The organism is Actinomadura violacea (assembly GCF_017573465.1).
Taxonomy (GTDB): domain Bacteria; phylum Actinomycetota; class Actinomycetes; order Streptosporangiales; family Streptosporangiaceae; genus Spirillospora; species Spirillospora violacea.
This window is the reverse complement of sequence record NZ_JAGEPF010000012.1, coordinates 288,853-309,413: the sequence shown is the minus strand read 5'-3', so window position 1 is coordinate 309,413 and position 20,561 is coordinate 288,853. Positions and strand designations below refer to the sequence as shown.

At 72.0% G+C, this 20,561-nt stretch carries 17 protein-coding genes; 5 read left to right on the top strand and 12 right to left on the bottom strand.

Features of this window, described 5'->3' with window-relative positions; all coding sequences use genetic code 11:
• Positions 1-3: 3 nt before the first annotated feature.
• On the bottom strand, positions 4-3,270 hold the full coding sequence (locus tag J4709_RS55660; protein WP_307801400.1) for a LamG-like jellyroll fold domain-containing protein: 3,267 nt from the start codon (positions 3,268-3,270) through the stop codon (positions 4-6).
• A gap of 135 nt (positions 3,271-3,405) precedes the next feature.
• On the opposite strand from J4709_RS55660, the gene J4709_RS21115 reads away from it, so the two are divergent.
• Together J4709_RS21115 and J4709_RS21110 are read left to right on the top strand one after the other, a co-directional pair.
• Positions 3,406-3,987 carry a hypothetical protein gene (locus J4709_RS21115; protein ID WP_208243323.1) on the top strand — a complete coding sequence of 194 codons (582 nt, stop codon included), beginning with the start codon at positions 3,406-3,408 and terminating at the stop codon, positions 3,985-3,987.
• Between the two features lie 97 nt (positions 3,988-4,084).
• Positions 4,085-5,863: a right-handed parallel beta-helix repeat-containing protein gene (locus J4709_RS21110; RefSeq protein ID WP_208243322.1), complete on the top strand. Its 1,779-nt coding sequence runs from the start codon at positions 4,085-4,087 to the stop codon at positions 5,861-5,863.
• Positions 5,864-5,922: 59 nt separating this feature from the next.
• Here J4709_RS21110 and J4709_RS21105 read toward each other — a convergent pair whose 3' ends face one another.
• Positions 5,923-6,810 carry a sulfotransferase gene (locus tag J4709_RS21105; protein ID WP_208243321.1) on the bottom strand — a complete coding sequence of 296 codons (888 nt, stop codon included), beginning with the start codon at positions 6,808-6,810 and terminating at the stop codon, positions 5,923-5,925.
• A 119-nt stretch (positions 6,811-6,929) separates the two neighbouring features.
• On the opposite strand from J4709_RS21105, the gene J4709_RS21100 reads away from it, so the two are divergent.
• A complete protein-coding gene (locus tag J4709_RS21100; protein WP_208243320.1) occupies positions 6,930-8,288 on the top strand; it encodes an O-antigen ligase family protein in 1,359 nt (452 codons plus the stop codon).
• Here J4709_RS21100 and J4709_RS21095 read toward each other — a convergent pair.
• The gene (locus J4709_RS21095) at positions 8,232-9,269 is read right to left on the bottom strand and encodes a hypothetical protein (protein ID WP_208243319.1); all 1,038 of its coding nucleotides are present in this window, start codon (positions 9,267-9,269) and stop codon (positions 8,232-8,234) included. The two genes, J4709_RS21100 and J4709_RS21095, sit on opposite strands and share 57 nt — an antisense overlap.
• 47 nt (positions 9,270-9,316) lie before the next feature.
• Between J4709_RS21095 and rfbC the strand changes: the two genes are divergently transcribed.
• On the top strand, positions 9,317-9,916 hold the full coding sequence (rfbC, locus tag J4709_RS21090) for a dTDP-4-dehydrorhamnose 3,5-epimerase (protein WP_208243318.1): 600 nt from the start codon (positions 9,317-9,319) through the stop codon (positions 9,914-9,916).
• Here the strand turns inward: rfbC and rfbD are convergent.
• Together rfbD and rfbB are read right to left on the bottom strand one after the other, a co-directional pair.
• A complete protein-coding gene (gene rfbD / locus J4709_RS21085; protein ID WP_208243317.1) occupies positions 9,889-10,764 on the bottom strand; it encodes a dTDP-4-dehydrorhamnose reductase in 876 nt (291 codons plus the stop codon). The genes rfbC and rfbD overlap by 28 nt on opposite strands.
• Positions 10,761-11,765 (bottom strand): dTDP-glucose 4,6-dehydratase, encoded by a 1,005-nt coding sequence (gene rfbB, locus J4709_RS21080; RefSeq protein WP_208243315.1) that lies wholly within the window; start codon positions 11,763-11,765, stop codon positions 10,761-10,763. The genes rfbD and rfbB overlap by 4 nt, the downstream gene beginning before the upstream one ends.
• A 110-nt stretch (positions 11,766-11,875) precedes the next feature.
• On the opposite strand from rfbB, the gene J4709_RS21075 reads away from it, so the two are divergent.
• A complete protein-coding gene (locus J4709_RS21075; protein ID WP_232383792.1) occupies positions 11,876-12,949 on the top strand; it encodes an RNA-guided endonuclease InsQ/TnpB family protein in 1,074 nt (357 codons plus the stop codon).
• 53 nt (positions 12,950-13,002) lie between these two features.
• On the opposite strand, the gene J4709_RS21070 is transcribed toward J4709_RS21075, so the two are convergent.
• The 7 genes from J4709_RS21070 to J4709_RS21040 all read right to left on the bottom strand — a co-directional run bounded on the left by J4709_RS21070 (position 13,003) and on the right by J4709_RS21040 (position 20,545).
• Complete coding sequence (locus J4709_RS21070) at positions 13,003-14,070, bottom strand: glucose-1-phosphate thymidylyltransferase (RefSeq protein ID WP_208243313.1); 1,068 nt, start codon at positions 14,068-14,070, stop codon at positions 13,003-13,005.
• A gap of 63 nt (positions 14,071-14,133) precedes the next feature.
• Positions 14,134-15,396 (bottom strand): sulfate adenylyltransferase subunit 1, encoded by a 1,263-nt coding sequence (locus J4709_RS21065; RefSeq protein WP_208243374.1) that lies wholly within the window; start codon positions 15,394-15,396, stop codon positions 14,134-14,136.
• Between the two features lie 44 nt (positions 15,397-15,440).
• Positions 15,441-16,358, bottom strand: coding sequence for a sulfate adenylyltransferase subunit CysD (cysD, locus tag J4709_RS21060; RefSeq protein ID WP_208243311.1), 918 nt, complete (start codon positions 16,356-16,358; stop codon positions 15,441-15,443).
• A 121-nt stretch (positions 16,359-16,479) separates the two neighbouring features.
• Positions 16,480-17,427 (bottom strand): inositol monophosphatase family protein, encoded by a 948-nt coding sequence (locus tag J4709_RS21055; protein ID WP_208243309.1) that lies wholly within the window; start codon positions 17,425-17,427, stop codon positions 16,480-16,482.
• A 159-nt stretch (positions 17,428-17,586) separates the two neighbouring features.
• Positions 17,587-19,062 carry a sugar transferase gene (locus J4709_RS21050; RefSeq protein WP_208243307.1) on the bottom strand — a complete coding sequence of 492 codons (1,476 nt, stop codon included), beginning with the start codon at positions 19,060-19,062 and terminating at the stop codon, positions 17,587-17,589.
• Between the two features lie 191 nt (positions 19,063-19,253).
• The gene (gene pth, locus J4709_RS21045; protein ID WP_208243305.1) at positions 19,254-19,829 is read right to left on the bottom strand and encodes an aminoacyl-tRNA hydrolase; all 576 of its coding nucleotides are present in this window, start codon (positions 19,827-19,829) and stop codon (positions 19,254-19,256) included.
• A 77-nt stretch (positions 19,830-19,906) separates the two neighbouring features.
• Positions 19,907-20,545, bottom strand: a complete 639-nt coding sequence (locus J4709_RS21040) for a 50S ribosomal protein L25/general stress protein Ctc (protein WP_208243303.1) — start codon at positions 20,543-20,545, stop codon at positions 19,907-19,909.
• Between the last annotated feature and the right edge of the window lie 16 nt (positions 20,546-20,561).

Genomic DNA, 20,561 nt, shown 5'->3' with positions numbered 1-20,561 from the left:
CGGTCAGCCGGCCGCCCGGGCCGCCCGCAGATCGTCGACGGACACGACCGTCGGGCCGTTCGTGGCGTTGCCCGCCAGGTAGGCGCGGATCCCGACCGCGCCGGCGGCCTGCAGCCCGCTCGTCGCGTCGGTGCCGGTGGCCTGCCAGCCCGGCTCGGCGGACCCGTCCGCCCACACCTTGGCCCTCAGCGTCGTCGGCGACCCGCCGGTCACCTGCACGCGCAGATGCAGCGGCACACCCGGCCGGTAGGTGACGCCGGAAACGGTCTGCTCGGTGCCGATCGCCGTCTCGGCGTTGCTCGCGTTCGCCCGGCTGAGCTGCAGCGACACCACCCCGGACGGGCGCAATCTGATCCGCGCCCGGTAGTCGCCCTGCCCGGCGACCCGCCGCCCGATCGCCCACACGTAGACGCCGTTGCCGGTGCCCTCCTTGTCGGTCGCGACGGTGAACGCCAGGTCGGTGTCCTGCGACGACACCGCGTTCAGGTTCGCGCCGCCGTCGTTCTTGGCGGCGGGCAATTCGATCTGCCCGGTGCCGCCCACCGACAGCACGCCGCCCGAGCCGACCCTGCTCCACGCCCCGCCGGTGTCGGCGCTGCCCCAGCCGCCGGTGACCGTCCGGCCGAACGCGTCCGAGGCCAGCACCGCCGACGTCGCCTTCACCGTGTGGACGACCTCGCCGGTCGCCCCCTTGTCGTCGGTGACGGTGAGCTTGACCGTGTACTCGCCCGCCGACGCGTAGGTGTGCGACGGCTTCGCGCCGGTCCCGGTCGTCCCGTCGCCGAAGTCCCACGCGTAGCCCGCGACCGTCCCGTCGGGGTCGGACGACCCCGACCCGTCGAACGCGCAGGCCAGCTCGGTGCACGACGACGTGAACGCGGCGGCCGGCGGCTGGTTCGGCTTCACCGCGCCGGTGCCGAGGCCTTGGTGGCGGGCGACCTGGTCGGCGGTGAGCGCCCGCGGGTACACCGCGGCCTCGTCGATCGTGCCGTTCAGGTAGTCGCTGGACGGCCGGTTCGGCCAGCCGGACAGGTTGTCGCCGCCGATCCGCCAGTAGCCGGAGTAGCTCTGCGCCGACGTCACGCCGCCGTCGGCCGCGGCCTGCGCACCGTCGACGTACAGCTTCATCCCGGCGGTACCGTCGAGCGTGCCGACGAGGTGGTGCCACTTGCCGTCGTTCAGCCCGGCGGCGCTCTGCACCGTCTTCGCCGACCCGGGGTAGACGCCGAACACGACCCGTCCGTCATTGGTCATGTACATGTGCCGGTCGTAGGACGAGCTGTTGCCCGACGCGCTGCCGCCATAGCCGATGATCTTCCCGCCGCTGCGGGAGTCCGTCCTGACCCACGCCTCGACGCTGAAGTCGCCCGGCGTGGACGCGGCGCCGCTGCCGCCGGACGAGCCGGGGAACCCGCCGAAGCCCACCGCCTTGTCGGCGTCCCCGGAGATCGCGCCGGCCTGCCCGCGGGTCGTGCCGGCGCCGAGCGCGACGTCGTTGGAGCCGGCGTAGTCGTAGGCGGGGCCGCTCGCCTCGCCGAGCCGCCAGTACGCCTGCGCGCCGTCCGCCCTGATCTGGTCCGCGTACGGGCCGGGCGTGCCGTCCCCCGCCGTCGCCGGGTTCGACGCGGCGCTGGTCACCGCGTTCCCCGCCGCGTCGACCGCCCGCACCTTGTAGGTGTGCGCGGTGCCGGGCGCGGCGGTCTGGTCGAAGTAGGCGGCGTTCGGCTCGTCCCAGAACGTCGACGTCCGGTCGACCGTCCCGATGGGCGTCGTGCCGCCGTCGCGGAGCACCTCGTACTTCAGCGAGGCGTTGTCCATGTCCCAGGTGGTCTTCCAGCCGACGCGGACGGCGCCGTCCGCCATCGCGGTCGCCGTCGGGGCGCCGAGGTCGCCGGCCTGCGGGCCGACCTTGTTGGGCGCCTTCGCCTTCACCGCGAACCGGACGAGCCCGGCCTGCGCCTTCCCGTTCACCTTCGGGAACTCGCCGCCCATCGCGACGTAGTCGGCGTTGCCCGTGACGGCCCAGGCCGCCTGGTACTGCTTGGTGAACGACCCGATCGCCAGGGTCGGGAACCAGTGCAGCAGGCTCGGGACCGGCTGGCCGCTGTAGTTGCTGCCGGCGCCCGGCCCGGCGTGGTCGGTGCCGGTCGCGGCCGTCGTCTCGGCGAGCGCCCGGTGCCAGCTCTGCGGGCTGGTGTCGGGGAACGCGCCGAGCGAGGTGCAGTCGTGCGCGTGCGACACGCTGTACACCGACTGGCCCTGCACGAACATTCCGTAGGTGGCGCCGTAGCAGTTGTCCAGCCACACCAGGTCGCCGCTGTCGGCCTTCGCGGCGAACCGCCCGTCGAACCAGTGCCAGCCCTCGCCGTCCGCGCCGCCGTACACGGTGTCGCCGGAGACGTACAGGTCCGTCACGTACGAGAACGTGCTGCTGCTCTGCCGGGTCGGGATCGGCCTGCTGCTCCACGGCAGCGTGCCGCCGTTCGCGGCACTGACCGCCCCGATGCCGACGTGCTGCTCGCCGTTCAGCTGCTGGAACTTCCCGCCGACGATGACCCGGTCGCCGCCGGGCGCGAGCGCCAGCGCGAACACCTCGTCGTCGTCGGCGGTCGGCCTCCACGCGTCGATGTTGGAGCCGTCGGCCGCCTGCACCGCGGCCAGCCGCGTCCGCGACCTGCCGTTCACGTTGAAGAAGTTCCCGCCCAGGTAGACGGTCGAGTTCGTCGCGGCGATGGCGCGCACCTTGGCCGACACCGAGGGAGCGAACGAGGTGTCGAGGGCGCCGGTGGCGGTGTCGAACGCGGCGACGTGGTTGCGGGTCTTGCCGTCCACCGCGGTGAAGTCGCCGCCGACGTAGACGCGCTTGCCGTCCGGCGAGGCCGCGATCCGCAGGCCCTGCCCGTTCAGCGCGTGGTCGAACGACGAGACGAGGTTCCCGGTGGTCAGGTCGAAGGCGAGGATGTTCTGCCGGGCGACCTCGCCGGCCCCGCCTTCCGCGACGCCCGGCGGGCGCGCCTTGGTGAAGTTCCCGGTCGCGTACACGGTGCCGCCGACGGTGGTCATGCTCCACACGACCCCGTTGACCTGCGCGGTGGGGAGCGGATCCGCGCTGACGGTGGCCGGCGTGCCCGCCGGCGGGTCGGTGTCGGCCGAGGCGGGTGCGGCCGGCGTGGCGGCGGCGCCTGCCAGCGCCGTCGCGAAAGCGGTGAAGACGGCTATCGCCGTTTTACGGACGCGCGGCGCGCGCCGGTGCGAAGGTACAGATCTCACTGGCGATCCCCTGCCGATCATCCCCCGTGGCCCCCTCGGACACGGAAGTGAGAGCAGGGTAATCCGCGAATCCTGTTTACACTGATCTGCCCTGGAACTTTCGTTCCGTATTTCCACTGATGAGGAGAGAGCCGGATGTCCGATCGGGGAGCGCGTCCGCACAGGCATCTCGCCGCGACGGGTGCCGTCCTCGCCCTCGCGCTGGCGCTGACCGGATGCGGCGGCGGGAAGAAGAAGTCGGCGGACCCGACGCCGCCCCCGCAGCCGAGCGAGCAGCCGACCGGGGAGGCCAACGCCGCGCCCGGCTCGGCCGCGCTGAAGTCGTCCGGCGGGCTGCGCAAGCCCTTCACCTACGACGACAAGGTCACCGTCGCGATCAGCGGCATCCGGTACGTGAAGAACAAGGACCAGGGCCCCGGCGAGCTCACCGGCAAGGTGCTCACCATCTTCACGCTGAAGTTCACCAACGGCTCCGGCAAGCCCCTCGACCTCAACAAGGTGCAGGTCACGGCCGTCTACGGGGCCAAGAAGACGCGGGCCCAGCACACCTCCTACGCCAACCTGAACGACTTCTACGGCACCGTCCCGGCCGGCGGGTCCAAGGCGGCGTCCTACGCCTTCGACCTGCCCTCGACGGGCTACAAGTCGGTCATGGTCGGCGTCAAGTTCGACGCGCAGCACAAGACCGCGCTGTTCGCGGGCGCCCTCCACAACTGACGGTTCCGCGAGGTACGTTCGTGGTTCCAGCGTTCCCCCGGGGGTTAAGGGTCGTGTCATGCCTAGCTCTAACCGGTCTCGCGGCTCGAGCCGAGCCATGATCGTCAAGGTGCTCGCGCTGCCCGTGATAGGGGCCGTGGGCTTCCTCGGCTGGCAGCTTCCGCAGAGCCGCGACCCCGCGCCGGAGAGCGCCCCCGTGTGGGGCGCGCCGGGCGCCGCGCCCGTCGGCTCGACCGCGTACAAGATCCCGGACGGGGCGCTGTTCGTGTCCCCGTCCGGGAGCGACGGCGCCGACGGCACCCGCAAGCACCCGCTCCGCACGCTCGCCAAGGCGGTCGCCAAGGCGCGCTCCGGCGGCACGGTCGTGGTGCGCGGCGGCGTCTACCACGAGTCCGTCACCGTCCCCGGCGGCAAGCGGCTGACCGTCCAGTCCGCGCCGCGCGAGGCCGTCTGGCTCGACGGCAGTTCCCCCGTCGCCGGCTGGCGGCCCGGGGACCACGCCTGGGTCCACGAGGGCTGGGCGACCCGGTTCGACGCCAGCCCGACCTACACCGCGGGCGCGCGGGAGTCCGGCGACTTCGACTTCCGGTTCGTCTCGCCCGACCACCCGATGGCCGCGCACCCCGACCAGGTGTGGCTCGACGGCGTCCCGCAGAAGCAGGTCGGGTCGCGCGGCGAGGTGAAGACCGGCACCTTCTACGTCGACGAGGGGTCGCACCGGCTCTACCTCGGGTCCGACCCGCGCGGCCACGACGTGCGCGCCAGCACCCTGTCCGAGGCGGTCACGGTCTCCGGCGCCGGGTCCCGGCTGCGCGGCCTCGGGGTGCGCCGCTACGCCACGTCCCTCCCCCAGCTCGGCAGCGTGAAGGTCACCGCGCCGGACGTCACCGTCGAGAACGTCGCGGTGAACGACTCGGCCACCACCGGCCTCAGCGTGCTCGCCGCGCACGCCCGCGTCCGGCACGTCACCGCGACCGGCAACGGCATGCTCGGCGTCCACGCCAACTACGCCGACGACCTGCGGCTCGACGCGGTCCGCAGCACCGGCAACAACGTCGAGCACTTCAAGTACTCGCCGGTCTCCGGCGGCGTGAAGGTGACCCGGTCCCGGAAGGTCGCGGTGACCGGCGGCGTGTTCGCCGACAACCTCGGCAAGGGCGTGTGGATGGACGAGTCCGTCTACGACATCACGCTCACCGGCAACAAGATCCTGCGCAACGCCGACCACGGCGTCTCGCTGGAGCTGAGCGCGAAGGCGGTCGTCGCGGGCAACATGATCGGCGGCAACGCCGGCGACGGGCTGAAGGTGAACAACACCTCCGACGTGCAGATCTGGAACAACTCGCTATCCGGCAACGGCCGCACGATCCACCTCGCCCAGGACCGGCGCAGCCCGTCCGACCCGCACGCGGCCGGCCGCGACCCGCGGCAGAAGGGCCCGGACCCGGCGATGACGTGGCGCGTCTCCAAGATCGTCATCAGCAACAACACCCTCGCCGACGCGCGCGCGGGCACGCCGTGCCTGCTGTGCGTCGAGGACGGCACGCACCAGCGCGGCGGCGGCCAGATGGGCATCGCCACCGACGGCAACGTCTACGTCCGTCCGGGCGGCGGCCCGCAGACCCTCGTGCGGTGGGCGCGCGGCTCCGGCGGCACCACCGACTTCGGCGACCTCGGCCGGTTCCGGTCGCAGACCGGGCAGGAGAAGCGCGGTGCGCTGGAGACGGCCGCGGGCGCCGCCGGGCAGGACGGCGAGCTGGAACGCGCCGTCGCCGCACGCGCCGACGCCGGCAACGCCCTCCCCCTCCCCGCCCCGATTGCCGCCCTCCTCGGCAAGCCCGCGGGCACCCGCCACATCGGCGCCTGGACGTCCTGACCGAACGCGGAAGGCCGGGCCCTGAACGGGCCCGGCCTTTCATCTGTCTCAGGGAAGGGTCAGGGACGCGTCCAGGGGAACTCGCGGCCGAGGATCGCTTCCAGGTCGGCGTTGTAGGGGGCGTAGTGCTCGGCGAGGGCCTGGCGGGTGGCCGGGGCCAGGTCCTGGCTCGGCGCGGCGTTCCACACCTTGACCGCCGACGTCGGCAGCGGCGCCGGGTCCAGCCCGAGGAACGTCGCGACGGTGTCGCACGCGCCCTGCGGGTCGGCGTAGAACTCCTCCGCCGCCAGCACGCAGAACCGCTCCGCCGGGAAGTGCTCCATCCAGCGCCGCAGGTGCGGGGCGTACTCCCCCTGCGCCCGGTACGACTGCTGCTCGTGCGCGTAGCTGGTGTAGCCGGGCTGCCCGGCGACGATCCGCTCCTCCTCGCCCGCGAGCCGGTCCGCCTCGGCCGCCAGGGCCTCCTCGAACGTCGCGAGCTCCTCGGCGTTCTGCCGCCGCCGCTCCCGATAGTGCGAGAACGCCCGCTCGATCGGGTCCCGCAGCACCAGCAGGATCTTCGCGTCCGGGACGTCGCGCCCCGCCCGCTCCGCCGCCAGCGGATGGAACAGGTAGTACGGCGACCCCTCGCCCACGACCTTCCCGGACCGCCGCCCCGACGCCGGGAAATGCGACCGGTACCAGGCCGCGCCCTTGTCGTAGTGGGAGTCGAAGTAGTGCACGCCCTTGGTGTGGTTGTCCTTGGGCAGCAGCCGCGCGTTCGGGAACAGCGGCATCACCTGCGGATGCTCCAGCAGCGTGTAGTACAGCGAGGTGGAGCCCCCGCGCTTGGCGCCGATCAGCAGGAAGTCGGGGCCGGGGCGCATCGCCGCCGTGCTCATCCCGTACCCACGGATCATGCTGCGGCCCGCGGCGACGACCGGGCCGGGAAGAGTCCCTCGATTCACACCGGACAGATTACCGGCCCGCCGCCCTTATTCTTGGTCTCGTCTTTAACATGCCCGGACAGGGCGCGGCGGCTGCCGGACGCGGACCGACACGGACCGATCGGCCAGGGAGGGCCTTCATGACCGTCAAGGGCATCTTCCCGCGCCGGCGTCCTCCGGCGCCGAGCGCCGGCTGGTGGGCGTTCGCGCTGCCGCTCGCCCTGATGCTCGCCAGCGACTACAAGCTGCGCAGCCGCGACGTCGACAACGCCGTCGGCGGCAGCGCCGACCTGACCGTCCTGGTCGAGATCGCCGTCTACGGCGCCGCCGCCATGTACCTGGTGTGGAAGTTCGGGCTGCGGGCGCCGCGGCGCCGCACCACCGGCCTGCTGCTCGCGGCATGGCTGTTCTGCGGCTACGTGGCGTTCTCCGCGCTGTGGTCGCCGTTCAAGTCGCTCGGCCTCGTCCGCGGCGTCCAGCTGCTGATCACGATGCTGGTCGCGCACACCGTCGCGACCCGCGCCACCCCCGGCGACCTGCGCAAACTCGCGCACGTCTTCATCGGGATCGTGCTGGTGTCGGTCGGCATCGGCGTCGCCCACCCCTTCCCCCGGACGCTGCACACCGAGTCCCGGTTCAACTGGCTGTACGTCCACCCCGTCATCGCCGGCGTGTACCTCGCCGTCGCGATCCTGCTGGTCATCGGCTACCTCATCCGGTGGAACCGGCCGCAGGACCGGCTGTGGCACCCGGTCGTCTACGCCGCGGTGCTGGCCGTCCTGACCGGCGCGCTCGTCGCCACCGGGACGCGCGGCGCCGCGCTCGGCTGCGCCGCCGGGATCGTCGTGCTGCTGGCCACCGCCCGCGGCCCCAAGGGCCGCATCGACGTGATCGTCATGGGCGCCGCGGTGTCGGTCCTCGCGGTGCTGGCGTTCTCCGACAAGATCCTCGCGTTCGTCGCGCGCGGCGAGAGCTCCGAGCAGCTCGCCACCCTCAACTCCCGCACCGAGCTGTGGTCGCTGGCGATGGACGCGTTCCGGGAGGAACCGATCTTCGGCCGCGGGCTCGGCGCGTCCCGCGGCCTGTTCCTGGACAGCATCGGCCTCGGCGGCGGCCACAACGCGTTCATCAACGCGCTCGTCGACAACGGCGCCGTCGGCACGATCGCGTTCGCCGCCCTGCTGCTGACCCTCGGGTTCGTGCTGCTGACGCTGTGCCGGCACCGGACGCTGCGCGCCGACGCCGGCATGCTGCTGGGGATCTTCGGCTGCTTCCTCGCCGACAGCATGACCACCGAGGGCCTCGCCGCGCCCGCGAACGTGTCGTCGGTGTGGCTGTTCATCATCGTCGCGTGGGCGGAGACGCTGCGCCGGCAGGGCGGCGACCCGCTCCCCGTCGTCGAGCAGGCGCCCGCGCAGGCTCTCGCGGAGCCCGCCGGTTACTCAGGCACCACCGTGACGGCGTCCGCGCACGTAGAAGGCGCCCCCGAGCAGGCCTAGCAGCACCAGCCCGACCAGTGCCCCGGTCCCGATCAGACCGCCCGGCATGCCGGACTTGGACGGGAACGCCACCGGGGAGCTGTCATCGGTCGCCGGCGACGCCGACGCGTCCGGCTCCGTCGCCGCGTCCGGCTCCGGCAGCGTCACCGCGTAGAACACCGGACGGCTCCCCGCCCCCGCCACCAGCACCTTCTTGCCGTCCGACGCCACCCCGAACGGGTGCCCGGCCAGCGCCGCCGTCGTCTTCACCACCTGCCCGACATCGTCCCGGATGCCGCCGAGGATCCGCACGTCCGTCGTCGTCTTCAGCACGACCCGGCCGTCCCGGGTGAAGTCGCCGCCGCGCACCGGGAACGGCAGCGTCCGCAGCCGGGTCAGCGCGTTGTTCGACGGGCCGAGCACCCCGGGCAGCGCGAACACCGCCGCGGCCGTCGCGTCCCGGGTGATGATGTAGACGCGGCTCTCGGCCGGGTCCGCCAGCAGCGCGGCGCCCCGGTGCCCGCCGTCGGGGTACTTCAGCTTGAACGTCTTGACCTGCAGCGCCCCGCTCGCCAGCGTCTTCGGCTCCGCGACCCGGTGCAGCAGCAGGCTCCCCGCCCGCCCCGCGCTCAGGTCCCCGATGAACAGCCCGGACTCCCCCGACCCGTTCTTCACGACCGTGATCGCGTCCCACCGCGCCGCCTGCGCGCCCGCCAGCGTGTAGGCCGCCCGGGTGCGGCCCTTGGAGTCCACCGCGTACAGCCGCGAACCCGCCGCGCTCGACGCGACCGTCCACCAGATGTCGGGATGCAGCACGCCCGCGACCATCGCGGCGGGCGCGGCCACCGCGGGCCGGAACGCCGCGCCCGCGGCCGCCGTGCTCGTCACGGCGGGACTCGGCGACGGCTTCGCCTCCGCGACCGCCGCCGGCCCTGTCAGGACCACGAGCACCGCCGCCGCGCCACCCGCGGCGAACCGGAGGCTGAGGGGGTTCGTTCTCACAACCTGACGTCCATCTCTGCCGGGAACCGTGTGGCATTCTTGCGCATGTGGATCCGCTAGGCATTAAAGGTACTTACTCCATCACCCCCCGGGTACACGGTGACCAGCGGGGATCTTTCCATGAATGGTTCCGGGACGACGCGCTCCGGGCCGCCACCGGGCACGGGTTCGGCCTTGCGCAGGCGAACTGCTCGGTGTCGGCCAAGGGCGTGCTGCGCGGCGTGCACTTCGCCGACGTCCCGCCCGGCCAGGCCAAGTACGTCACCTGCCTGCGCGGAGCGATCCTCGACGTTGTCGTCGACCTGCGCGTCGGCTCCCCCACGTTCGCGCAGTGGGAGGCCGTCCGGCTGGACGACGAGTCGCGCCGCTGCCTGTACGTCGCGGAGGGCGTCGGGCACGCGTTCATGGCGCTGACGGACGACGCGACGGTCGTCTACCTGTGCTCGGAGCCGTACGCGCCGGGCCGCGAGCACGGCGTGCACCCGCTCGACCCGGAGATCGGCATCGAGTGGCCGGAGGGCATCGAGCCGGTCCTGTCGGACAAGGACGCCCAGGCGCCGACCCTCGACGAGGCCCGCCGGGCCGGGCTGCTGCCCTCCTACCAGGACTGCCTCGACCACTACGCCAAGCTCGGCCTGCCCGGCTGAGCCTCCGGCCACGCGGCCGTCAGGGACGGCCAGGCGCCGTGCAGGGCCTCCTGCCAGCCGCGCATGGGCGGCAGGCCCGCCGCCGCCCACCGGCCGTGCCCGAGGACGCTGAACGCCGGACGCGGCGCGGGCCGCACGAACTTCTCGCTCGTCGTGGCCCGCACCCGGTCCGGGTCGTGGCCGAGCAGCGCGAACACCTCGCGGGCCAGCCCGTACCAGGTCGTCCGGCCGGCGTTCGTACCGTGGTAGGCGCCGGCGGGGGCGTCCGCGCGGGCCAGCGCGACGATCCGGTCGGCGAGGTCGCCGGTCCAGGTCGGCTGCCCGGCCTGGTCGTCGACGACCTCGACGGTGTCGCGCTCCCCGGCCAGCCGCGCCATCGTCCGGGCGAAGCTGGGCCCGTTCGCCCCGTAGAGCCACGCGGTCCGCACGACGTACCCGCGCTCGTAGCCGAGCACCGCGGCCTCGCCGGCGAGCTTCGTGCGGCCGTAGGCGTTGACGGGCGCGGTCGGCGCGTCTTCCGGGTACGGCTCGGTGGCGGTTCCGGGGAAGACGTAGTCGGTGGACACCTGGACGAGCTTCGCGCCGATCTCCGCGCACCCCTCGACGAGCGCCCCGACGGCGGTGCCGTTGACGGCGAGCGCCGCGTCCTCGCTGGTCTCGGCGTCGTCGACGGCCGTCCAGGCGGCGCAGTTCACCACGACGCCCGGCCGGTGCCGGCGCAGCGCGTCCCGGACGGCGCCGGCGTCGGTGAGGTCGAGGTCGGCGCGCCGCGGAGCGACGACGTCATCGAGGCGCGCGACGACATCGGCGCCGAGCATCCCGCCGCCACCGGTGACGAGCCAGGTCACTTGGCGTCCTCCGACCGCTTCTTCAGCGGCTCCCACCAGGCGCGGTTCTCCTCGTACCAGCGGACCGTCCCGGCCAGGCCGTCCTCGAACGCCACCTGCGGCGCGTACCCGAGGGCCCGCAGCTTCGCGTCCGACAGCGAGTACCGGCGGTCGTGGCCCTTGCGGTCCTCGACGCGCTCGACCATGTCCCAGCCGGCGCCGACCGCGTCCAGCAGCCGCTGCGTCAGCTCCAGGTTCGTCAGCTCCGCCGTGCCCGCGATGTGGTACACCTCGCCGGGCTCGCCGCGCTCCGCGACGACCTGGATGCCGCGGCAGTGGTCGGCGGCGTGGATCCAGTCGCGGACGTTCCCGCCGTCCCCGTACAGCGGCACCGTACGGCCGTCCATCAGGTTCGTGGCGAACAGCGGGATGACCTTCTCCGGGTACTGGTACGGCCCGTAGTTGTTGCCGCAGCGCGTGATGCTGACCGGCAGGCCGTGTGTGCGCGCGTAGGCGCGGGCCATCATGTCGCCGCCCGCCTTCGCCGCCGAGTACGGCGAGTTCGGCGCGAGCGGCGCCTCCTCGTCCCACGAGCCCTCGTCGACGCTGCCGTACACCTCGTCGGTGGACACCTGCACGACCCGCGGCGTCCCCGCGTCCAGGCACGCCTGCATCAGCGCCTGCACGCCCAGCACGTTCGTCCGCGCGAACTCGGCGCCGCTGGCGATCGACCGGTCCACGTGCGACTCGGCCGCGAAGTTCAGCACCACGTCGTGCCCCGGCACCAGCTCCGCGAGCAGCCCGCCGTCGCAGATGTCGCCGTGGACGAACGTGAACCGCCCCTCGACCCGCTCCAGGTTCGCCAGGTTCCCGGCATAGGTCAGCTTGTCCAGCACGGTGATCTCGGCGCCGTCCCACGCCGGGAACGCCCCGGACGCCAGGTCCCGCACATACTGCGACCCGATGAACCCGGCCCCACCCGTCACCAGAACCCGCGGGGCACGATCACCCGTCACGTCCATCTGAACCCCTCACTTGGACATCCGCCTTCCAGCGCAGGAGCAGCGGAGGAAGCCACGGAACTTCGAACAAACGCACGACGCAGAGCAATCGAACCGCTACAGTCCGTTCCATGCCGCGGACCGTGAAGCGAGCGTTCAAATACCGCTGCTATCCGACCCCTCAACAAGCCACGCAGCTTGCACGGACGTTCGGTTGTGTCCGCCATGTCTACAACAAGGCCCTGGAGGAGCACATCCGGGTCTTCCGCCACGAGGGTCGCCATCTTGGCTTCAATGAGGCGTCGGCGATGCTCACACAGTGGAAACGCGACCCGGCTTGCCGGTTCTTGACGGAGGTCTCGTCGGTTCCCCTCCAGCAGGCCCTTCGGCACCTCAAGAAGGCATTCACCAACTTCTTCTCCGGACGGGCGCGCCATCCGTCCTTCAAGTCGCGGAAGAAGTGCAAGGCGACGGCCGAGTACACCCGGTCGGCTTTCGCCTACCGCAACGGTGAACTGACGCTCGCCAGGATGGACGCGCCGCTCCGTGTCGCGTGGTCGCGTCCGCTTCCCCGCGGCACGACACCGTCCACGGTCACGGTCACCCGCGATGCGGCGGGACGTTGGTTCGTGTCCCTGCTGTGCGAGGACAACGTCGCCGCCCTGCCGCCCGCCGCGCAGCGCACGGGCGTGGACTTCGGCATCACGTCGCCGGCGACCCTTTCGACAGGCGAGAAGATCACCAATCCCCGGTACGGCGACCGTGACCGGAAGCGGCTCGCCAAAGCCCAGCGGAGCCTGTTCCGGAAGCGTCAGGGCTCGGCGAATCGCGCCAAGGCCCGGCGACGCGTCGCGCGCGTCCATGCGCGGATCGCCGACCGCCGGCGCGACTTCCTGCACAAACTCTCGACTCGACTCGTCCGCGAGAACCAAGTGGTCGTGATCGAGGACCTGGGCGTCGGGAACATGCTGAAGCACCCGTCGCTGGCCCGTGTCATCGCTGACGCGGGCTGGCGCGAACTGCGCACGATGCTGGAGTACAAAGCCGACTGGTACGGCCGCGAACTGGCCGTCGTCGATCGCTGGTTCCCGTCCAGCAAGCTGTGCAGTGCGTGCGGAAGGCGAACCACCACAATGCCCTTGGCCGTCCGCGAATGGGTGTGCGCCGCTTGCGGGGACTTCTTCCCAGCGGGCGAGCGGCGATGAAACAGGAAGCCTGGCGGGCGACCGCCGGAATCCCCCGTCGATCGAGGGACAGGTCAATTGCTGATCTGCACTTTGCTGTGATCTCCCAGTACGAGCCGGTGCGCCTTCGGCACCCGGGGGGCGGGCGTGACCTCGGCCTCGCGGCCGATCAGCGAGCACTCGATGCGGCCGACGCCGTCGATGGACGCGCCGCGCAGCACGATCGAGTACTCGATCTCGCTGTCCAGGACCGCGCAGTCGCGGTCGATGGAGGTGAAGGGGCCGACGTAGGAGTCGCGGACGACCGAGCCGGCGCCGACGATCACCGGGCCGACGACGCGGGACGCGGCGACGCGCGCGCCGCGCTCCACGACGACGCGGCCGATGAGCTCGCTGGCCTCGTCGACGTCGCCCTCCACATGAGGTTCGACGCCCTCCAGCACCAGGCGGTTGACCTCCAGCATGTCGGTGACGTTGCCGGTGTCCTTCCAGTAGCCGGTGATCACCGTGGACTCGACGCGGTGGCCGTGGTCGATCAGCCACTGGATCGCGTCGGTGATCTCCAGCTCGCCGCGCGCGGACGGCTTCAGCTCCGCGACCGCCTCGTGCACCGCCGGGCTGAACAGGTACACCCCGACGAGGGCCATGTCGCTCTTGGGGTGCCGCGGCTTCTCCTCCAAGGCGACGACGCGGCCGTCGCCGTCGAGCTCGGCGACGCCGAACGCGCGCGGGTCCGAGACGTGCGTCAGCATGATCTGCGCCTGCGGGCGCTCCGCGCGGAACCGGGCGACGAGCCCGTCGATGCCGCCGACGATGAAGTTGTCGCCGAGGTACATCACGAAGTCGTCGCCGCCGAGGTACTCGCGGGCGATGAGGACGGCGTGCGCCAGCCCGCGCGGGGCGTCCTGGCGCAGGTACGTCACGTCGAGGCCGAACGCCGAGCCGTCGCCGACGGCGCCGCGGATCTCCGCCTCGGTGTCGCCGACGACGATGCCGACCTCGCGGATCCCCGCGTCGCGGATCGCCTCCAGGCCGTAGAACAGCACGGGCTTGTTCGCGACCGGGACGAGCTGCTTCGCGGAGGTGTGGGTGATGGGGCGGAGCCGGGACCCGGCACCGCCCGCCAGCACGAGGGCCTTCACGGCGCGACGGCGTAGGTCGGGCCCTGGGGGGCGGGCAGGTGCACGGGGGGCTCCAAAGGGTGCTTATCGGGCGCCGGTGATCATCCCGGCGCCGACGGTGTTGTTGGTGGCCTCGTCGATCAGGATGAAGCCGCCCGTCAGCCGGTTGCGGTTGTAGTCGTCGACGAACAGCGGCTGCGTCACCCGCAGCGAGATCCGGCCGATCTCGTTCAGGCCGAGCCCCTCCGCCTGGTCGTCGCGGTGCAGCGTGTTGACGTCCAGCCGGTAGTGCAGATCCTTCACCAGCGCCTTCGCGGTGCGGGTGGTGTGCTTGATGACGAGCTTGGTGCGCGGCGTGAGGACGCGGTCCGGGGTCATCCAGCAGACCATCGCGTCCAGGTCCTGCGCGGCCTCCGGCCGGTTGTTCGGCCGCGCGATCATGTCGCCGCGGGAGATGTCGATGTCGTCGGCGAGCCGCAGCGTCACCGACATCGGCGAGTACGCCTCCTCGACCGGGCCGTTCGGCCCGTCGATCCCGGTGATCGTCGTGGTCAGCCCGGACGGCAGGTGCACCACCTCGTCGCCCGGCTTCAGCACGCCGCCCGCGACCTGCCCCGCGTAGCCGCGGTAGTCGTGCAGCTCGGGGTCGGTGGAGGCGTGCGGGCGGATCACGTACTGCACCGGGAACCGGACGTCGATCAGGTTGCGGTCCGAGGCGATGTGCACGTGCTCCAGGTGGTGCAGCAGCGACGACCCGTCATACCACGGCATGTTCACGCTGCGCTCGACGACGTTGTCGCCGTGCAGCGCCGAGATCGGGATGAACGTCAGGTCCGTCACCTCCAGCTTGGAGGCGAACGCGGTGAACTCGTCGACGATCCGCTCGTAGACGCCCTGGTCGTAGTCGACGAGGTCCATCTTGTTGATCGCCACGACGAGGTGCGGGACCTGCAGCAGCGTGGTCAGGAACGCGTGCCGCCGGGACTGCTCCAGGATGCCCTTGCGTGCGTCGACCAGGATGATCGCGAGGTCGGCGGTGGACGCGCCGGTCACCATGTTCCGGGTGTACTGGATGTGCCCGGGGGTGTCGGCGATGATGAACTTGCGGCGCGGCGTCGCGAAGTAGCGGTACGCCACGTCGATGGTGATGCCCTGCTCCCGCTCGGCGCGCAGGCCGTCGGTGAGCAGCGCGAGGTTCGTGTACTCCTCGCCGCGGTCGACGCTGGTCTTCTCGACCGACTCCAGCTGGTCCTCGAAGATCGACTTGGAGTCGAACAGCAGCCGCCCGATCAGGGTGGACTTGCCGTCGTCGACGCTGCCGGCCGTGGCGAAGCGCAGCAGGTCCATCGTCTTGGCGGACGCGCTCTCGGCGGGCTCGTTCGTGCTGGCCATTAGAAGTAGCCCTCCTTCTTGCGGTCCTCCATGGCGGCCTCGCTGGTCCGGTCGTCGGCGCGGGTCTGCCCGCGCTCGGTGATCCGGGTCGCGGCGATCTCCGCGATCACCTCTTCCAGCGACGTGGCGTTCGACTTCACCGCGCCCGTGCAGGACGCGTCGCCGACCGTCCGGTACCGGACGGACGCATCGAACTCCGGCTCGTCGTCGCCGCGGTTCGCATAACCCGTCTCGGCGTCCAGCAGCAGGCCGTCCCGCTCGAACACGCGCCGGGTGTGCGCGAAGTAGATGGACGGCAGCTCCAGCTCCTCGCGCCGGACGTAGTCCCAGATGTCCAGCTCGGTCCAGTTCGACAGCGGGAACACCCGGACGTGCTCGCCCTGCGTGATCCGCGTGTTGAACAGGTTCCACAGCTCGGGGCGCTGGTTCTTCGGGTCCCACTGCCCGAACTCGTCGCGGAAGGACACCACCCGCTCCTTGGCGCGGGCCTTCTCCTCGTCGCGGCGCGCACCGCCGAACGCCGCGTCGAACTGGTGCTCCTCGATCGCGTCCAGCAGCGGCGTGATCTGCAGCCGGTTCCGCGACGCGCGGCGGCCCTTCTGCTCGGTCACCCGGCCGGAGTCGATCGCGTCCTGCACCGACGCCACCACGAGGCGGATCCCGAGCTCGGCGACCCGCCGGTCGCGGAACTCCATCACCTCGGGGAAGTTGTGGCCGGTGTCGACGTGCATCACCGGGAACGGGATCGGCGCCGGCCAGAACGCCTTCTGCGCCAGGCGCAGCATCACGAGGCTGTCCTTGCCGCCCGAGAACAGCAGCACGGGCCGCTCGAACTCGGCCGCCACCTCCCGGAAGATATGGATCGACTCGGCCTCGAGGACGTCTAGCTGGGACAGCTGATAATCGCAACGCTGCATGGTCTGCTGCTCTCTCCACGCTGTTCTGGCAGATGCAACCGGTGGCATGGGACGGGCGCACGCCTTCCCACCGGATCGAACGTCGGCCCGCCGCTGATCAATCCCGCCCGGCGGGGCCGGTTCAGCCGGGCAGGCTGTCGGCCACGTCCCCGATGCCGGTCAGCAGCGTCGATGCCGACACGGGATGGCACACCAGGATATCCGGGAGCCTCGGGTCCTTCCGGTTGTACTCCAGCGGAGCGCCGTCGATGCGGGACGCGTGCGCGCCCGCCGCCAGCGCGACCGCCGCGGGGGCCGCCGAGTCCCACTCGTACTGGCCGCCCGCGTGCACGTAGGCGTCCACCTCGCCGAGCAGCACCGCGGAGATCTTCGCCCCCGCCGACCCGATCGGCACCAGCTCCACGTCCAGGTCCAGCTTCTCGGCGAGCCGCTGGACGAACTCCGGCGGACGCGTCCGGCTCACCGCGATCCGCAGCTTCCCCGCGTCCGGCGCCGGCACGTGCAGCGGCACCTCCCGCGGCAGGCTCCGGCGCGCGGCGTCCGACCCCGCGGTCACCGGGTCCGGCTCGCCGGGGTCGTCGCGAACGAGCGACGCCCCGCCGGTCGCGTCGGTGCGCAGCGTCAGGCCCTGCGCCGGGAGCGCCACCGCGCCCGCCGCCAGCCGCGCCGCGCCGGTCGCGTCCCGCACCCACAGCGCCACGTGGACGGCCCAGTCGCGGCGGCCCTCCTCGGAGAACTCCCGCGTCCCGTCGAGCGGGTCGACGATCCACACGCGCGACGCCGACAGCCGCTCGGCCTCGCCGGTGTTGCGGGTCGGGGCCCGGTCGTCGCCCTGCGAGCGCTTGCCCGCCACCGACGAGCGGCCCTCCTCCGAGAGCACGGCGTCGCCGGGACAGCGCTCCGCCAGCGCCGCCATCAGGTACTCGTGCGACCGCAGGTCGCCGGTGTCCTTCAGGGCGCGCCCGTCGGCGAAGCCCACCTCGTCCCGCACGCCCAGCAGCAGCCGCCCCGCCGCCGCGGCGAGCTCCGCCGCCAGCGCGTGGTCGTCCGCCGCCGCTCTCTCGGTCATCCGTTGATCACATTCCCGACTCGACTGGTCTGCCCGGTCTACTTTCTCATGCATACCCCACACCGCCCGGTGCCAGGGTCACGTCCCGCCTGGCGAGACCGGGCGCGCGGCTCGCACCCGCGTCCGGTACGCACCGCCCGCCGTAAGTACGCGCCGCGGCTAGTACGCGCCGGAGCCGCGGAACACCGCCGACCACGTCTTCCACATGATCTGCAGGTCCAGCGCCAGCGACCAGTTGTCCACGTACCGCAGGTCGAGCCGGACCGACTCGTCCCACGTCAGGTCCGAACGGCCGCTGACCTGCCACAGCCCGGTCAGCCCCGGCTTCACCACCAGCCGCCGGTACACGTCGCCGCCGTACTGCGCGACCTCCTCCGGCAGCGGCGGGCGCGGCCCCACCAGCGACATGTCGCCGCGCACCACGTTGAACAGCTGCGGCAGCTCGTCCAGCGAGTAGCGGCGCAGCCACCGGCCCACCTTCGTGATCCGCGGATCCTCCCGGATCTTGAACAGCACGCCGTCGTTCTCGTTGTGCTCCATCAGCGCGTTCTTGCGGGCCTCCGCGTCCTGCACCATCGTGCGGAACTTCAGCACCGTGAACTCGCGGCCGCCGCGGCCCACCCGGACCTGCCTGAACATCACCGGGCCGGCGCTCGTCACCTTGATCAGGAACGCGACCACCAGCAGCAGCGGGCTCAGCAGCAGCAGGCCCGTCAGCGACAGCGTCCGGTCGACCAGCCCCTTCAGCACGCGCCGGCCGCCGTCCAGCTCCGGATGCTCCACGTGCAGCAGCGGCAGCCCCGACACCGGGCGGATCGAGATCCGCGGGCCGGTCACGTCCATCAGCGCCGGCGCGACCACCAGCTCCACGTCGTCCCGCTCGATCTGCCACGCCAGCCGGCGCAGCGCCACCCCGTCCATCTCCGGGCACGCCAGCACCGCCACCGAGTCCGCGCCGATCCGCTCCGCGACCGCGGCCGTCTGCGCGAAGTCGCCCAGCACCGGCACGCCCTCGACCTCGTGGACCGCGTCCTCGCCCGACGCCAGCGCCGGCGGCAGGCACACCGCGACGATGTCCATCCCGTGGTAGCGCTTCTGCCGCAGCAGCCGGATCAGGTCCCCGACGGACGTGCGGTGGCCGACCGCCACCACCCGCCGCATGCACTCCCCGTTCCAGCGCTTGCGGTGCAGCCACTTGCGCAGCCGGTACCGCGCGACCAGGTTCAGGAACGTGCCGAGCGGCATCGCCATCACCACGTACCCGCGCGCCACCTCCGTCTTGGTGGCGTACGCCAGGATCGCCAGCGTCGCGGTGAAGATGAACCCCGCGCGCAGGACGCCCTTGAACTCCTCGTACCCGACGCCGATGTAGCGCGGCTGGTACGCGCGGCACAGCGCCAGCATCGGCACCCACAGGACCGGCAGCGCCACCGTCAGCGCGACGTACGGCGCCGTCGGGTCGCTCGGCACGCCCGGGAAGCGGAGCACGAAAGCGATCACCCCGGCCGCCAGCATGCTGAAGAAGTCGAGCGCCCCGGCGAACCGCCGGTACCATCCGCTCCAGCTCTGCGAGTCCGGGCGACGTTGCTCGTGGCGAATCGGTGACTCGGCCTGAACCTTGTCAACGACGGCCATCCGACCTCACCCAACCCATGTAACGCGCGCCCCGAAAAGTCCGATCAACCCCAGAGACGGTTGAACGGCGCTCAAGGTTCACATAAAACTCGAACCTCATCCGCGCAGAATTTTACGAGCGTCCCGCCGTGTCCGCCCCACCACGGGCCGCATCCGGCCGATCCCCCGAAAACGCCCACAGGGCCCCGGGTTCAGCCCGCGTGGAACACGTTCTGCGCCGCCTCGAGCCCCTCGGACAGCAGCGCCTCCGCCGCGTCCGCCGCCCGGTCGACCTCCAGCTCCAGTTCCTTGCGCTCCGCCGCGGAGAAGTCCTTCAGCACGAACGCCGCGGCGTCCATCCGCCCCGGCGGGCGTCCCACCCCGAACCTGACCCGCAGGTACTCCTTGTCGCTCAGCGACCTGGTCACCGACCGCAGCCCGTTGTGACCGTTGTCACCGCCGCCGCGCTTCAGCCGCAGCGCCCCGAACGGGACGTCCAGCTCGTCGTGCACGACGACGAGCCGCTCCACCGGCACCTTGTAGAAGTCCCGGAGGGCCTTCACCGGGCCGCCCGACTCGTTCATGTACGTCCGCGGCTTCGCCAGCACGACCCGCGTGCCCGCGAGCCGCCCCTCCAGCACGTCCGCCCGCGCCTTGTGCGCCTTGAACCGGCCGCCGGCCCGGCCCGCCAGCACGTCCAGCACCATGAACCCGGCGTTGTGCCGGTTGCCGGCGTACGACGGCCCCGGATTGCCCAGGCCGACCACCAGCCAGACGTCCGCGCTCACCCGTTCTCCTCACAGCCGAAGACCCCCGCAGGCGCGCCTGCGGGGGCCGTTCGTCGGTCTTCGCCGGTCCTGCGGTCCTACTCGGCGGACTCCTCCGCCTCGCCCTCGGCCGGGGCCTCGGCCTCGGCCGCCTCGGCGGCCTCCGCCTCGGCCTCGGTCTCGGTGGCGCCCGCGGACGCCGACGCGTCCGTGATCTGCAGGATCAGCGCCTCCTCGTCGATCACCAGCGTGGTGCCCGACGGCAGCTTCAGGTCCTTGGCCAGCAGCTGCGTGCCGACCTCGACGCCCTCGATCGACAGCTCGACGGCCTCGGGGATGTGCGTCGCCTCGGTCTCCACCGAGACCTGGACGACCTCCTGCTGCACGACGCCGCCCGGGACGACGTCGCCGACGACGGTCACCGGCAGGTCGACGGTGACCTTCTCGCCGCGCTTGACCAGCAGCAGGTCGACGTGCTCCAGGAAGCCCTTGATCGGGTCGCGCTGCACGTCCTTCGGCAGGGCGAGCTCGGAAGCGCCGCCGAGACCGTCGATGGTCAGCAGCACGTTCGGGGTCTTCAGCGCGAGCATCAGCTCGTGGCCCGGCAGCGAGATGTGCTGCGGGTCGGTGCCGTGACCGTAGAGGACGGCGGGCACCTTGCCGGCCCGGCGGGTGCGCCGCGCGGCACCCTTACCGAACTCGGTGCGCGGCTCGGCGGCGATGCGTACCTCGGACACGGCGAAAACTCCTTGT